Here is a 15,835-nt window from a genome sequence, read left to right as displayed (position 1 = left end):
TGCAAAAAGCGTGTCGGTCGTCACGCAGGCAGACAATTGTGAACAACTTCACACTTTTCAGACCATCGCCCTGAAATACCTACCCCAAATACCAAAGGCACTATCCCCTTGGATAGGCGACCTTCATCTAAACAATTCATATCTTAATGGATGATTATCGCCGCCAGGCGATTCTCCCACTCCCATTCTCACCCCGGACCCGAAACGGTTCGGGGTTCTTTTTTTTCCGGCTTTCCTATCCAAGCCCTATCTATTTCAACTGCCTACTTTAAAGGTTTAGCGGAACCCTTTAATGTCTGAGATCAATGATGAAGCCTAGAACGTGATCACCCGGTGGAGAAACGGCCCCCCATGTCCGACCAACTCAAGACATTGTTGCGACGCGGACTGACGGCGCACGAGGGCAACCGCCCCGAGGAAGCCGAGAAAATCTATCGCCAGGTTCTTGATATCGCCCCGAACAATGCGGAAGCCGAACATTTACTGGCCACCCTTCTGACCGGTCTTGGCCGCCATGGCGAGGCAATTGACCTTTTTGAAAGCTGCCTTTCAAGCTTTGGGGCCAATCCGGCCGCACGATGCAACTATGCCATCGCCCTTGAAACATCAGGTCAGATTGAGAAGGCGATTGATCAGTTCAAACAGGCGATCAGTTATCACGGGGATTTCCCCACCGCGCTTTATCATCTTGCCCGGCTTGAAATGCCACGCGGGCATCTGGGGCAGACTGTTGATCTTTTGGGCCGGTTGCTGGGCCTGAAGCCCGATCATTATGAAGGATTGTTGTTGTTTGGCGATGCGCTTCATGCGCTTGGGCAGGAAGAAGCCGCCCTGACATCGCTGGAACATGCCGCACAGGCAGCGGGCATTTCGCCCGATCTGATTTGCCGGGTTGCCGGAACATATTTGCGACTTGGTTATCCGACGCAGGCGCAGAACCTTTATCAGCGTGCACTTAGCATCAATGCGAAATTTGTCCCGGGCTTGCGCGGCCTTGGTCAGGCACTTGCCCATCAGGGATATTACGCCAAGGCGGTTGCGCTTTTGAAAACCGCCCGCCAGCTTACCAAGGATACGGTCGAAATTGATCTGGTTCTGGCCGACATCACCCTTAAATGCGGCGATCTGGTCGAAACCATCGACAATCTTGAAAGCGTTCTGAAAAAACATCCGGATCACGCCACGGCCGATGCGTTGCTTTTGCGGGCAAAGGCCAAGCTGGCATCGGCCGATGCCACCGATCATGCCAAGGACGCCAAGAACTGGGCAAAGCATCATATGCCGATTGCCGCCCGTCCGAAATTTGCCAACACAAGGCAGGCAGACAAGCGGCTTCGGATCGGGTGGCTGTCACCGTTTTTCTGTGAACACCCGGCCCATCAGCTTCTTCGTCCTTTGGCGCGTCATTTGAACCGCCACGAGGTCGAACTGTTCCTTTATTCAGCGACACCGCGCCCCGATGACGTCACCCGTTCATGGCAAGTGATGGCCGATGGCTGGCGCGAGGTATTTGGCCAGGACCCAATGCAGATTGCCGATCGCATCCGCAAGGACAAGGTCGATATCCTGATTGATCTGTGCGGCGTACATCCGACACAACCGATTGAGGTCTTTGCCCTTTATGCGGCCCCGGTTCAGGCCAGCCTTTCAACAATCACCACCGGCATTGCACAGATCGATTACCTGATCGGGCATAAGCAGGTGTTTGCAGGCGAGCTTGCCAGCAACAAACTGTTTTCCGAACGGGGGCAGAAACTTGATCTTGGCCCGTTTGTGCCAGATCAGCTTGAAGATGCACGCCCCGTAAGCCCCCTTCCCGCTGCGTTCGGGGATGGCACCATCCGGTTTGGCTGTATCGATCGGGTTGCCAATATCAGTGATCAGACACTGAATTGCTTTGCGCGGATGCTTAACAAAGTCAAAAACAGCCGGATCGTCATTCAGGATGATGTTCTTGAAGATTCGTATGCTGCCAAGACATTCCTTGATCGCATCCGGCAAGCCGGGATCAATCGGGACAGACTTGATCTTGCAGGTGGCATTGCCACGGACGACCGCGCATCGCTTTTCGCGCAGATCGATATCGGGCTTGCCCCCTTCCCGTCCATATCGCTTGAAAACTATTACGAGATGCTTTGGCACGGGGTGCCGTTCATATCCCTTGCCAATGATCTGCCGGGGTCGCGGCTTGGCCTTGGGTTGCTTACCGATATCGGGCTTGAGGCCCTTTGTGCGCAAACCGAAAAGGGCTATGTCGACAAAGCGATCATGCTGAGTTCGGATTTAAGCGCACTTGCCAGCATCCGCGAAAACATGCGTGATCGCATCCGCAACAGCAAAGCATTCCACGCCCCCGCCGTTGCCCGCGAGTTTGAAGAAGCCTGTCGCGAGATGTGGCAGAATTTCTGTCTTCAAAAGGGTTAGGGATTTTGCCCCCTGATCACGTTTTATCGCGTGATCATGGATGCAAGAATTTCATCGACCGCCGCGGCAAGATCATCTGTGATCAAATCGGCCTCTGATGCCTCGGCAAAGGTGGTTTCCTTGGCCCCGTGTCCGGTTCTGACCATGATGGCGCGGGTTCCCGCCGCGTGGCCTGCGCGCACATCATTGACCCGATCCCCGACCAAAACACTTTTTGGCAGTGAAATTGCGAATTCTTCTGCCGCGGCGAGTAACATGCCCGGTTCGGGTTTGCGGCATGTGGATTGGCGGCGATATTCGCCCTCGCCCTTTTCATGATACGGCGAATAGAAAACGCCCTGCACCGATGCCTGTTCCCGGGCCAGCAAGGCGACCATTGCCTTATGAATATCCATAAGCTGGTCTTCGGTGATGTAACCGCGCGCCACGGCCGATTGGTTGGTAACAACAATCACCGGAATGCCCGCCTCGTTCAAACGGCGGATTGCCGTTGCCACACCTTTGATCAGATGAAAGTCCTCGACCCGTGACAGGTAATGGACTTCTTCGTTGATCACGCCATCACGATCCAGAAATACTGCCGGCAACGGATTACGCCGATCCCGAAAACGCGGAGCCGGATCAATCAGATGACGTTTGACGGTGTCGTGGGATTGGCTATTCATCGGGGGCCTTGTCTGCAATCACGTTTTGGCAAGAATGCCGGAATGCGGTCCAATATGGCAAGTTATCGGGAAAAAGACACCCCGTATTCCGCAGGGCAAAAAACCCAAGTGGTATTACCATTATTTACTTGCAGAAACGCTGCCTACCATGACAGGTTCAGCAAGGGCATACCCCGCATATCCGCCCCAAAAGAACCTTATCAGGGAACGCACAATCCATGTTTGCCGATATCTTTGCTATTTTGGCCCCGGTTTTTATCACCGCAGGACTTGGCTATTTCTGGGCCCGCGCCGGCAAGCATTTTGACACCAATCTTGTGACATCAATCGTCACCTATTTCGCAACGCCGTGTCTTACCTTTGCGGCATTGGCGACTGTTGAGCTGGGTGGTGATACCCTGATTTTGATGGGAACAGCGGCACTTGTGGCCAATATTCTGTTTGTGCTGATCGGTTGGCCGATCCTTAAGGTCTTTAAACTGGCACCGCAAACCTATTTGCAGTCCCTGACATGGCCCAATGTCGGCAATGTCGGCTTGCCGCTTTGTATGCTGGCCTATGGCAAGGAAGGTCTTGCGCTTTCGGTCGCGTTTTTTGCCGCCTATGTCGTTATTCAGCTGACCATCGGGGTTGCCTTTGTATCTGGCAGCTTCTCGATCAGATCATTGGCAAAGATGCCGATCATTCCCGCAACCCTTGTTGCCACGATCTTTCTTGCGACCGACACCGCCGTTCCGGAATGGCTTTACAACACCACCAATCTGATCGGACAGCTGACCATTCCGTTGATGCTGTTTACCCTTGGCGTATCTCTTGCCAAGCTGCGCCCGGTCAGCCTTGCACGCAGCACTGCGCTTAGTGTCCTGCGTCTTGGTATGGGGTTCGGGGTTGGTCTGGGCCTGTCAGAAGTTATGGGCCTTACAGGCATCGAACGCGGCGTTGTGATCTTGCAATGTTCGATGCCGGTTGCGGTGTTCTGCTACCTGTTTGCGCAGCTTTACAACCGCGAGCCGGAAGAAGTCGCAGGCGTTGTCATCAGCTCAAGCTTTATCGCTGCGGTATCGCTTCCGGCCCTTCTTTGGTACGTGCTTTAATTTGTAACCAGCCGGTAATCCCCGGTAATCGGACCTTTATCGCCTGACTTTTCCGGATAGAAGCCAACCGCGCATTCAAACCGGCCCTTTTGCAGGTCAGGATCGCCGCGCTCTGCCGCCAGTTTCAGTACATGATCACGGCAGGCCGCAACATTGGCAAAGACCGGTTCGGAAATTTCGATCTTGCCGGGTTTTGTAATGTCTGGCGTGTAAACGGCAGTTACTTGTTCCCATGGGGCGGCATCATCAGCCCAGATCAGATCGGCGATAGAGCGTTCCGGGTTACCGAGGCTTACCGCCGCAAGAACAGCAATTCCGGTCGCCAACAGGGCACGGCGCAGCATTCGTTTATTCATTTGTATCCTTCAGGCCCCCTTGCCACCGGTCACGATCAAATCAAAGCCGGGGAAAGGCGCATCATATTCAAGGTGGTAGTCATCAAGTGGCGGCGGCGATTGCGTGGTATTGCCCAACAACACATGTACCTGCCCGCGGTGATGGGTTTGATAGACGAAAAGGTGCGACAAGATATCGGCCACGGTTTCGCGTGTAACGACGTTGTTTTGACGTTCAAGTTCAACTTCGCGCATCGCATCCTTTTCACCATGCTGATCACAGAATGTCATCAGTTTGTGGTCTGTATCGCGCTGGGCGGCGGCCAGCCTGACGATATCGGCAAACGGCATGTCATTGCGCAAACAATCCAGCCCCCGCCCGCCATCGGTCAAGGCATCAAAATAGTACCAGTCAACGATCAGAGTGTGATTAAGGGCTTCGAGGATCGAGGGTGTAAAACTTGTTCGCTTGGACGTCAGTTCGTGTGGTGTCAGATTTTGGCAGACACCATACAAACGATGATTGGACCAGGCATTGTTACGTGCCTGATGAAAAAACGAAGTTCCCGGCATACCGCAAGTGTCCCAACTTTTTGGCGCTCCGTGACATTCCGTTAAGTGGCTTAACCGGTCACCGGATGCGCATGGTTTAGCGGACCGTTTCCTTTGCCGTAATTTGGTGCGGTTCGGATGGCTTCGCGGACATAAGCCCGCGCGCGGGCAACAGCATCACTCAGTCCCATGCCCTGTGCCAGCCCGGTTGCAATCGAACTTGCAAGCGAGCAGCCCGTACCATGATTATTTTCAGACGGAATGCGCGTTCCTTCGAAACCTTCTACATCACCGTCCCGGCGCCACAGAATATCGACGATCTTGTCCCCTTCGGCGTGACCACCTTTGATCAGGACAGCTTCGGCTCCGAGCTCGCCAATTTTGTGCGCCGCAGCAATCATATCACTTTCGCTGGTGATTTTCATGCCTGACAGTACTTCGGCTTCGGGAATATTTGGTGTCAGAACCGTTGCAAGCGGGATCATCTTTTCGATCAGGGCCGAAACGGCATCTTCCTGAAGCAATGGCGAACCGCTTTGCGAAACCATCACAGGGTCAACAACCACCGGAATTCCGGCTGCCTTTTCTTTGATAAATCCCGCCACCGCTTCGATCACCGGCACGGAATGAAGCATACCGGTTTTGATCGCATCGGCCCCGATATCGTCAATCGTGACAGTGGCCTGATGGACGATCATTTCCGGTGCAATGCCCAGAACGTCGAAGACTCCGGTCGTATTTTGCACCGTAAGCGCGGTAATTGCCGTTGCGGCATAGCCGCCAAGAGCGGTTACCGACTTGATATCGGCCTGAATACCCGCCCCGCCCGAACAATCGGACCCGGCAATGATCAAGACACGACCTTTCATGATCGACTTCCTTTATGCGTGCAAGATGTTGTTATGGCGACGAAATGACCAGATAGCGGGAATTAACCCGCCACCGCAGTGATTTGCGCAACGATCCCGTCAACGATCTGTTCGACCTTAAGCGCATCGTCGCCCTCGGCCATGACACGGATCAGCGGTTCGGTCCCGGATTTACGGATCAGGACACGGCCATCGCCATCAAAGGCCTTTTCCGCCGACGAAATGGCTTCGATCACACTGCTGTCGGACAGCGGGTCGGACCCAGCCGGATAGCGCACATTTTTAAGAATCTGCGGCAGCGGTTCGAACACGCGGCTCATTTCCGAGACACGGCCTTCGCGGCTGGCAAGAACAGCAAGAACCTGAAGACCGGCAAGCAGGCCGTCCCCGGTCGATGCGAAGTCAGACAGGACAATATGGCCGGACTGTTCGCCACCAACATTGCAATCAAGGGCCCGCATCTGTTCGACAACATAACGGTCACCGACCTTGGTGCGGATCAGGCGGACATCGTTGCTTTCGAGATAACGTTCAAGACCAAGGTTCGACATCACGGTTGCCACCAGCGCATTGCCACGCAACTGACCGGTACGTTTCCAATGGGTAGTGACAAGGCCCATCAACTGATCACCATCAATCAACTGGCCTTTTTCATCGCACATCTGAACGCGGTCAGCATCGCCATCAAGCGCAATCCCGACATCGGCCTTTTCGGCCAGAACACGGTCACACATGGTCTTGGTATAGGTCGATCCGCATTTGTCGTTGATGTTCAGGCCATTCGGGCTTGTGCCGATTTCAATGACCTCGGCCCCCAGTTCGCGCAGAACCTTGGGCGCGACCGAGTAACCGGCACCATTGGCGCAATCAAGGACGATGCGCATACCTTCAAGCGAAACTGTGCCCGGCAACGAAGATTTCACGGCTTCGATATAGCGGCCCGGGGCATCATCGATGCGCTTGGCCCGACCAAGCGAATTGGCCGGAACCAGTTTGCTTGAAAGGTCGCTTTCCATCAGTTCTTCGATTTCAAGTTCGACCTCGTCCGACAGTTTGAAACCGTCCGGACCAAACAGTTTGATCCCGTTATCCTGAAACGGATTGTGCGACGCAGAGATCATCACGCCAATATCGGCACGCATGGATTTGGTCAGCATGGCAACGGCAGGCGTCGGCATCGGACCGACCAGCATCACATCCATCCCCATCGAGGTAAAACCGGCCACCAGTGCCGGTTCAAGCATATAGCCCGACAAACGGGTATCCTTGCCAATGACGACCTTGTGGCGATGGTTGCCGCGCGTGAAATAATGTCCCGCTGCCATCCCGACCTTAAGCGCCACATCGGCCGTCATCGGGGCGGTATTGGCGGTTCCACGAATTCCATCGGTACCAAAATATTTGCGGCTCATGCTTCTTTTCTCTGCTTATGCAACGGGCAGTCATGCCTGTTCTATAAATTCTGATTGCCGGTTATATCAAAGTGGCCGTTCAATGCCACAGACAAGTGCAACATTTTAGCCAATTTCCCCCACCAATCCGTTAACGGGAATACATGCCCGGCTTCTGATAAAAGCAATGACCTGCTTTGAAAAACCGGCTATCAAAAAGCAGGTGACAGAACCTATTAATTTTAAAGGCTTGGAGCCGGGGGCATTTTGCGCGTTTTCCGCTTGAACATGATGTTGATTGCATTGTGGGCAATCATTGCCAGCGGTCTTTTTGCTGTTTTTTCGCAGCCCTCCCATGCCCATGAGGGTCAGCAACATTTTGTCGTCGGCCGTGATGGCCCGATCAACGATATCGCCCTTAATCAGTTTCTTGAACGTCTGACGACCGACCGGGAAATCACGATCCCTGCTGATCTTGTCAATATTCCTTCTGGCGAATTCGAACCGGTTTATGGCCGCCCCGGCCCCGGATATACTTCCCGTGCTGTTTGGTTGCGCGCGCCCTTTACGGTCGAAAGCCGCTTTGACAATCCGGGCAGCTCCGCCTTTATCGAAATGGGGGCGGCATATCTGAATGATATTGCCCTGACCATCATTTCACAGGAAACCGGGAATGTCGTATGGGAAGACCGGGTGGGTGATCGCATCCCGCAACTTCCCGGACGGATGGCCAATCTGAAACATGTCAGCCTGTGGCCGGACCTGGATTTTGGTCATTACTGGCTGATCATTCGGGTGGTTACCACAAGTTCCCACGTATTCGAAGCCGAACTGCAAACCGAGAAAACATTCATCGCCGAGACCGGCAGCGAAAGTTATCGCAATGGCAGTTATCTGGGTATTTTGATTGTTGCTTTCGGGCTTTATCTGACTTTTGGCCTGTTGTCGCGTGACCCGCCTGTCATCTGGTATTCGGTTTATATCTTTGCGTTGTTCCTGCTGAATTTCAGCACCACCGGATATGCCCAATTGTTGCTTAAGGGCGTGTGGCTGCTGGCATCGGATTTCATTACCGGTACCGGAACCGCACTGCTGATCGGTTCATCTTGCATCATGTGGGCCTATATCGTCCGTCTTGATAAGCATAATCCGATCCTGTTCCGAATTATGATCGGTATTGCGGCCCTTCTGATCATGGGGATGCTGACATCGGTAACGGACTATTACATCTACTTTGCCCGGATCTTCTTTATCCCCCAGGTGTGCCTGTTCTTTGTGCTGCTGGGATATCTGATTGTCCAAGGATACCGGGATAACGGCATCCTGATGTACGTCTTTTATCTGGTGGCACTGGGCGTTCCGACCATCGCGGCATCGATCCATCTTTTGACCTTGATCGGCGTCGCCCCCATCAATGCCTTTACCGCAAATATCTATAAGGCAAGCTCGACCATCCATCTTGGCATGGTGGCTATTGCGATGGCGGTTCGTTTGTATCGACTGGCGCACAAACGGGCCGATGCCTATCAAAGCAGTCAGCGCGCCACCCAGCTTGCAGGTGAACAGCGCACCTTCATCACCATGCTTTCCCATGAATTTCGCACTCCGCTTGCCATTATCCAGCGATCTGCTGAAATTCTGGGATTGCATATGCGCAAGGAAGACGAAACCATCAAAAGTCGGCTGGTGACGATACGGCGCAATGCCGGGCAGCTTTCAGCCCTTGTCGATGCCTTTTTGACCAAAGATACGCTCGATAGCGCGACCTTTTCGACATCACGCGAACATGTCGCCATTGATCAGTTCCTGACAGATTTGGTGGCCCGGCGTTCCCATGAAGTCCAGGAACAGAATGTCAGCCTGATCGGTGCGGATTTCGCGATTGTCGATATTGACCGTATTCTTTTGGAACGCGCGATCATTAACCTGATCGAAAATGCCCGCAAATATGCCCGGGGTGCGCCGGTTTGGATCGCTTCGACACGATCGGCAAACGGATATGTCTATATTCGCGTGGTTGACGAAGGGCCAGGCATTCCCGCAGACGAACTTGGCAAGGTTCAGAACGCCTTTTATCGCGGTAAGGATTCGTCGGTAACGCAGGGCGTCGGACTGGGCCTGCATATCACGAGCCGGATCATTGAAGCCCATAACGGCACCATGTCCGTCAGTGTCGGCGAACATGGCGGTACGACGATCCTGCTTAAACTGCCTTACAATCAGGAAGCAACCATTCTTGGAAACAGCCAACAGAAAATGAGCATTCCGGGACACGTGCGTCCAACCCCGGGCAAAAGGAATGAACCATGATTGGGCAATCTGTTTCATTCCCGAGAATGTCATCATTCCGCACACAGGTTGCGATGATCACAGCGTTGCTAATCGCATTCATTGCAAGTGTGCTGTGCCCGCCTGCACAGGCCGATGAAGAGACAACGCAGGTTCCCAAAATACTGGAACTTTCAAGTTTTCTTCCTGCCCCGATTGATGTCACACAGCACCTGAGATGGTTTGTAGACAGATCACATGGTTTGACCTTTGATGATATCGCCAACCTTCCGGGTGATGCGTTTATCAAAGACAAGGCGATCCCGTCCTTTGGCTATAGCCGCGATGTGATCTGGTATCGGCTGGACATGACTGTTTTTGACAAGCTGACCACGCATCCGCTTGTCGAGTTTAATCCGACTTATCTGAACTTCATTGATGTTGCGATTTTCGCCGACGGGACCAGAAAACCCATCTGGCAATCCCATCTTGGGGATCACGTCCCGGCCAGCCAGCGGCCGTTTGCCGGCACAACCCATGTGACGGATTTGCCATCCCTGGAAGCCGGGAATTACCGGATGTATATCCGGGTACAAAGCAATAGCACCAGCTTTATACAGGTGAAATTCTGGCCACCAACCGATTTGATCACGTCCCTTACTTTCCGGAATGTCGCGACCAACGTGTTCTTCGGGCTGATTATAACGCTTGGCCTTGCCTATCTGACACTTGGTTCCATCGCACATGACAGGATCGTCGTTCTGTATGGCGTCTGGGTGATCAGCGTAGGTAGCGTTATTGCAATTGTGAACGGGGTCGTCCTGAGTGACATCAAGCCCGAGACGCCTTGGCTTAATGACTTTTTACTTGGCAACATCAATATCATATCCCACGCAACCACTGCATATTTGTGGCTTCACATTGCTGATGTTCGTAAACGTCATCCATTGATGTTCAAGATATGCTGTGGCTATGTCGCACTGATTTTGGTGTTCATGGGTGGTGCGACCAACAATCTTTATACGATTTTCGGAACCTACCTTGTTCCGAGCCATTCTCTTTTCATGGCCCTGATGTGTGCCTATCTACTCAGACTGTTGATTGATGACCTGCGCAACCTACAGCTTTGGGCATATCTGACTTTTCTGGTTATCCCGACAGGTCCCGCCATACTGCTGCAACTTTCCCATACGGGTTTGATTGACATAACTCCGCTTCGTCTTGGGCTTCATCAGTTTACGACCCTATTCCATATCGTCGGCATGGGCGTTCTGATGGGATTCCGGTTGGCGCGCATGGACCGTGAACGCATCTCGATATCGCTTAAGGCCAAGGAAACGACCACCCTGGTCGAGGAACAACGCAACCTGATTTCGATGTTGTCGCATGAATTCCGCACACCGCTTGCGGTTATTCAAAGATCGGCAGAGATGTTGATGCTCAGATTACGTGAAAGTAACGGTGATGTGCAGGACCGCCTGCAACGTATTCAGCTTCAGGCACAGAAACTTGCCCGTCTGGTCGATATATTCCTAAGCAAGGATGGCATGGACGATCAGGCTTTTTCTCTGGCCCGTGAAGTGGTTCAGCTTAAACCGTTCATGGACGAGTTTGTCGCCCACACATCACGCGACGATGCTGAAATCCTTGTAACCGGCAATGTTCCGGAAACGCTTGAATCCTATATCGACCCGACACTGATCGGGCTTGCCATTACCAACCTGATAGAAACGGCACGACGGTTCGCCCACGGAGAACCCATTCAGATCAAACTGCACCATCAGAGCCAGTGGCTTGCCGAGATCGCTATTCCCTGTTCGGGCCCCGAACTTGATGACGAGGAAATCCGGCTGATTGGCAATGCCCTGTTCCGGCATGATGTCGAAACCCAGTCAATGCGCAGTGCCCTTGGCCTGCATATCTCACAACGCATTGTTGATGCCCATGGCGGATCGATTAAATTGCGCGACCACGGGATGACGGGTATCGAGCTTTGCCTTCTTCTGCCCTGCGAAGAAAGCACCGTAGAGAAGGACTGAAAATCTGACAGGTAAATCCGCGCCAGTTTGTCGCGAAAGCATTCGGGACAAGATCCGTTCGTAACCTAATTAGGATGCGTCGGCAGTGCCCAGAACAACAGCAGGCGACGTAAAGGCATAGCCGCGGCCATAGGCGGTTTTGACAGGCAGTTCTTCACCAATTTCCTTAAGGATCTTTTGGCGTACCCGCCGGATTGCCGTATCAAGGTTGCGGCAATTTTCCGCAGTATCTGCCTTGCCAAGTTCCACAATGATTTCGGGCCGGGTCAGCCAGGCACCATTTGCTTCAATCAGCAACTTGACGATTGTTCGTTCTGTTGCGGTCAGGCTTGCTTCGTCGCCTTGCGGATTGCGCAGCGTCCAGTTCAGCATATCAAGAACCCAGCCATCTTCGGTGGCAATTTGTTCCTGATCACTTTCAACATCAGTACGCGCTGTACGACGCATAAGCGGCTTAAGCGCGGCTTCGATAACGGACAGCGGACTGTCTTTGGTCAGATAAACGTCCGCACCGGACTTATAACCGGTCAAATGGTTATCCATGCCGGAAAGCGACGTCAGCATCATGATGCCGCAGTCGATATTCTTGCGTACATGCTTTGCCAGTTCATAGCCATCAGCATCGGGCAGCATGATATCAAGGATTACGGCATCTGGTTGTTTGGTTTGAAGAGCACGATAAAAGGCCGCGCCGGTTTCACATCCAACGACGTCAAAACCGCACATTTCCAGATACTCACACAGGTCCTTGTTCAGGTCCGTGTTGTCTTCAACGACAAAAACACATTGTGTCATGGCATCCCGGTCGGATGTGACGCTGCTTTCATCAGGCCGCGTCAGGCCGCCAATTCGGTTCATACAAAGACCTTCGCGTTTGCATTTACGCCAACCAAGAGATGTGACTTTGCGCCACTTGTACTCGTTCATCATCTGGTATGTGACGATATTAACCTTTTCGCAAGTCTGAACCTTCAAAGGTCAGAAAATGCCAGAATCCCGATATAAAAAAGGCAAGAATTCCATTCAGTCAGGAACGCATTTTCCCGAAGAACAGAAGTACTTGCCTTTTAATGGAAACACTCAGAATCTCAAGCTATACAGCTAGTGAGTGTAATTCCCTATCGCGCTATACTATGGAAGTAGAACTTGAAACCGCCAGTGCCTGAACCGTTTCCTGAACATCGTGGACACGGATCATCTGAACGCCATGTCGCCAACCATTGACGGCCGAGGCGATTGATCCGCCCAACCGTTGCTTGGGATCGGCTTTGGGATCAATCTTGCCGATAAAGGATTTGCGTGACGTTCCAAGCAGGATCGGACAGCCCAAACCATGGAACATCGCCAGACGCGACAGAAGTTCCAGATTATGAGACAGCGTTTTGCCAAATCCGATACCCGGATCGATGCAAATGCGATCCCGTGAAATCCCGGCACGTTCGCAGCTTTCGATACGATCAAGCAAGTAGTCATAGACATCCAGAACCGCGCAATCATATTGCGGATCGGCCTGCATGGTGCCCGGTTCGCCCTGCATATGCATCAGCATCACCGGCTTGCCCGACGCAGCAGCAACTTCCATCGACCGTTCGTCACCTTCAAGGCCGGTGACGTCATTGATTATGGCTGCACCGGCTTCAAGTGCGGCTTCCATGACCGAAGCATGACGGGTGTCGATTGAAATCACATGACCATCGGCCGCCAGTTCGCGGATCACCGGCACAACCCGATCAATTTCTTCCTGCTCGGAAACTTCGGCTGCACCGGGACGGGTCGATTCGCCCCCGATATCAAGAATGGAAGCGCCCATTTCAATCATCTTGCGCCCGCGTGCAACCGCATCAGAAGTGGTGTTGTAGTCGCCACCATCCGAAAAGCTGTCAGGTGTCACATTGATGATGCCCATCACATGGCAGGATGCCATATCAAGCCCGGCATATTCCGGACGTTTGGCCATCAGCCGATCAAGAACATTGTTGATTTCATCCACACGCCCGCTGTTTTGAACCCAGCCTTCTAGGGCTAGGAGCGGCAGGATCATGCTTTCGGCACCGCCTTCGTCACGGCGACGGATGATCTCGAGTGCGGAAAAACCGCGGCGGGAACCAGCCAGCGGAAGCGTATTGGGATCATCAGCATGATCGATGAAACCCGTAGGTGCGTAGTAAAGCGGTCCATCAAAATCAGCAAAGCCCCGCACATCGGCGGGGCTTCGCAGGACCGATCGTTTGATCTCGTCCATCAGTCTCTTTCGTTAGCTTCCCGGTTGCGGCTCCGGGGACAGATCCCCGCCACCTTCACCAGGGTTGTCTTTGCGGGCACCGCCGGAGCTCGGCACGGTGGAACGGCGTCCACCACCGGCATCCTTGCCGCCGCCAGTCGAATGGCCCGGACGGTTGATTTCTTCGCCACGCAGCAGCGCGTTGATTTCATCACCCGACAGGGTTTCATATTCCAGAAGGCCCTGCGACAGCGTATGCAGATCGTCAATATGTTCGGTCAGAACACGCTTGGCGAACTCATATGCTTCGTCGGAATAACGGCGTACTTCATCATCGATCAGCTGGGCGGTCTTTTCAGACACGTTTTTGTGCTGTGCGACGCTGTGACCAAGGAACACTTCTTCCTGGTTATCAACGTATTTGACGTTACCCAGTTTGTCCGAGAAGCCCCATTCGGTCACCATCTTGCGCGCATATTGCGTCACCATATTGATGTCCGAAGAAGCACCGGTGGTTACCTTGTCCTTGCCAAAGATGATTTCCTCGGCAACACGGCCACCCATCGCAACCGCAAGGTCGGAAATCAGCTGTTCATAGGACTTGGAAACCTGATCACGTTCCGGCAGGCGCATCACCATACCCAGTGCGCGACCGCGCGGGATGATGGTTGCCTTGTGGATCGGATCGGATGCCGGGGTATGAAGGGCAACCAATGCGTGGCCACCTTCGTGATAGGCCGTCAGCTTTTTCTCGTCATCGGTCATGATCATGGAACGGCGTTCCGCACCCATCATGACTTTATCCTTGGCGTTTTCGAAATCGGCCATGGTGACAACGCGCTTGCCAAGACGGGCAGCAAGAAGGGCTGCTTCGTTGACAAGGTTCGCCAGATCAGCACCGGAGAAGCCCGGTGTACCACGTGCAACCGTGCGCAGATCAACATCCGGACCCAGCGGAACCTTGCGGGCATGAACACCAAGAATATGTTCGCGGCCTTCAAGATCGGGGTTCGGGACAACAATCTGGCGGTCGAAACGACCCGGACGCAGCAATGCAGGGTCCAGAACGTCCGGACGGTTGGTTGCAGCAACCAGGATCACGCCTTCGTTGGCTTCGAAACCATCCATCTCGACAAGGAGCTGGTTAAGGGTCTGTTCGCGTTCATCGTTACCGCCGCCAAGACCGGCACCACGATGGCGGCCAACAGCGTCGATCTCATCGATGAAGATGATGCAAGGTGCGTTTTTCTTGCCCTGTTCGAACATGTCACGGACACGCGACGCACCGACACCAACGAACATCTCGACAAAGTCGGAACCCGAAATGGTGAAGAACGGAACGTTTGCTTCGCCGGCAATTGCACGTGCCAGAAGCGTTTTACCCGTACCCGGAGGACCAACAAGCAGCATCCCTTTGGGGATTTTACCGCCAAGACGCTGGAATTTCTGGGGATCACGAAGGAAGTCGACGACTTCTTCAAGTTCACCCTTTGCTTCCTCGATGCCAGCAACGTCTTCAAAGGTAACGCGACCGGATTTCTCGGTCAGCATTTTGGCCTTTGACTTGCCAAAGCCCATGGCTTTGCCACCGCCGCCCTGCATCTGGCGCATGAAGAAAATCCAGACACCAATGATCAGCAGCATCGGGAACCAGCTGATCAGTGCACTCATCAGCGGCGAAAGGCTTTCTTCCGGCTGCGCGATGATGCGGACACCTTTGTCGTTCAGTTTTTCGACAAGGTTCGGGTAATCCGGGGTGTAAACATTAACAGAGCGACCGTCGCGCGTTTCTGCAATCAGAGTGTTGCCCTGGATCGTGACTTCCGAAATCTGGCCGGTATCAACTTCGGCAAGGAAGTCCGAAAATGCCAGCGACGACTGACCGGACCGTCCGGAGGGCGACTGAAACAGGTTAAACAAGGCCACCAAAAGGATGGCAATGATAACCCACAGTGCGAGATTTTTTCCCATATTCAT

At 53.3% G+C, this 15,835-nt stretch carries 12 protein-coding genes; 4 read left to right on the top strand and 8 right to left on the bottom strand.

What is annotated here, in order from left to right:
• Positions 1-351: 351 nt before the first annotated feature.
• Positions 352-2,424: a tetratricopeptide repeat protein gene (locus tag TH19_RS10895; RefSeq protein WP_114102382.1), complete on the top strand. Its 2,073-nt coding sequence runs from the start codon at positions 352-354 to the stop codon at positions 2,422-2,424.
• Positions 2,425-2,447: 23 nt separating this feature from the next.
• Here the strand turns inward: TH19_RS10895 and TH19_RS10890 are convergent, their stop codons facing one another.
• Positions 2,448-3,089, bottom strand: coding sequence for a D-glycero-alpha-D-manno-heptose-1,7-bisphosphate 7-phosphatase (locus TH19_RS10890; protein WP_114102381.1), 642 nt, complete (start codon positions 3,087-3,089; stop codon positions 2,448-2,450).
• A gap of 218 nt (positions 3,090-3,307) precedes the next feature.
• Between TH19_RS10890 and TH19_RS10885 the strand changes: the two genes are divergently transcribed.
• Entirely contained in the window at positions 3,308-4,183 is an 876-nt protein-coding gene (locus tag TH19_RS10885) for an AEC family transporter (protein WP_114102380.1), read from the top strand.
• Here the strand turns inward: TH19_RS10885 and TH19_RS10880 are convergent.
• The 4 genes from TH19_RS10880 to glmM all read right to left on the bottom strand — a co-directional run bounded on the left by TH19_RS10880 (position 4,180) and on the right by glmM (position 7,351).
• Entirely contained in the window at positions 4,180-4,539 is a 360-nt protein-coding gene (locus tag TH19_RS10880; RefSeq protein ID WP_114102379.1) for a hypothetical protein, read from the bottom strand. The genes TH19_RS10885 and TH19_RS10880 overlap by 4 nt on opposite strands.
• 9 nt (positions 4,540-4,548) lie before the next feature.
• Positions 4,549-5,091, bottom strand: a complete 543-nt coding sequence (locus TH19_RS10875) for a DinB family protein (RefSeq protein WP_114102378.1) — start codon at positions 5,089-5,091, stop codon at positions 4,549-4,551.
• 50 nt (positions 5,092-5,141) lie between these two features.
• On the bottom strand, positions 5,142-5,939 hold the full coding sequence (gene thiD / locus TH19_RS10870; RefSeq protein ID WP_114102377.1) for a bifunctional hydroxymethylpyrimidine kinase/phosphomethylpyrimidine kinase: 798 nt from the start codon (positions 5,937-5,939) through the stop codon (positions 5,142-5,144).
• A 62-nt stretch (positions 5,940-6,001) separates the two neighbouring features.
• Positions 6,002-7,351, bottom strand: coding sequence for a phosphoglucosamine mutase (glmM, locus tag TH19_RS10865; RefSeq protein WP_114102376.1), 1,350 nt, complete (start codon positions 7,349-7,351; stop codon positions 6,002-6,004).
• A gap of 246 nt (positions 7,352-7,597) precedes the next feature.
• Here glmM and TH19_RS10860 point away from each other — a divergent pair, with 246 nt between their 5' ends.
• Both TH19_RS10860 and TH19_RS10855 read left to right on the top strand, forming a co-directional pair.
• A complete protein-coding gene (locus TH19_RS10860) occupies positions 7,598-9,640 on the top strand; it encodes a sensor histidine kinase (RefSeq protein ID WP_147250754.1) in 2,043 nt (680 codons plus the stop codon).
• Positions 9,637-11,637 (top strand): sensor histidine kinase, encoded by a 2,001-nt coding sequence (locus TH19_RS10855; protein ID WP_114102374.1) that lies wholly within the window; start codon positions 9,637-9,639, stop codon positions 11,635-11,637. The genes TH19_RS10860 and TH19_RS10855 overlap by 4 nt, the downstream gene beginning before the upstream one ends.
• Before the next feature lie 69 nt (positions 11,638-11,706).
• Here TH19_RS10855 and TH19_RS10850 read toward each other — a convergent pair whose 3' ends face one another.
• From TH19_RS10850 to ftsH, 3 genes are all read right to left on the bottom strand, one after another.
• Positions 11,707-12,612, bottom strand: a complete 906-nt coding sequence (locus tag TH19_RS10850; RefSeq protein ID WP_258547914.1) for a response regulator transcription factor — start codon at positions 12,610-12,612, stop codon at positions 11,707-11,709.
• Positions 12,613-12,763: 151 nt separating this feature from the next.
• The gene (folP, locus tag TH19_RS10845; RefSeq protein WP_114102373.1) at positions 12,764-13,879 is read right to left on the bottom strand and encodes a dihydropteroate synthase; all 1,116 of its coding nucleotides are present in this window, start codon (positions 13,877-13,879) and stop codon (positions 12,764-12,766) included.
• Positions 13,880-13,891: 12 nt separating this feature from the next.
• On the bottom strand, positions 13,892-15,835 hold the full coding sequence (ftsH, locus tag TH19_RS10840) for an ATP-dependent zinc metalloprotease FtsH (RefSeq protein WP_114102372.1): 1,944 nt from the start codon (positions 15,833-15,835) through the stop codon (positions 13,892-13,894).

It is taken from the genome of Thalassospira profundimaris (assembly GCF_003326675.1).
Taxonomy (GTDB): Bacteria; Pseudomonadota; Alphaproteobacteria; order Rhodospirillales; family Thalassospiraceae; genus Thalassospira; species Thalassospira aquimaris.
Note: the sequence above shows the minus strand (reverse complement) of the source record. Positions and strands in the feature narration are given on the sequence as shown.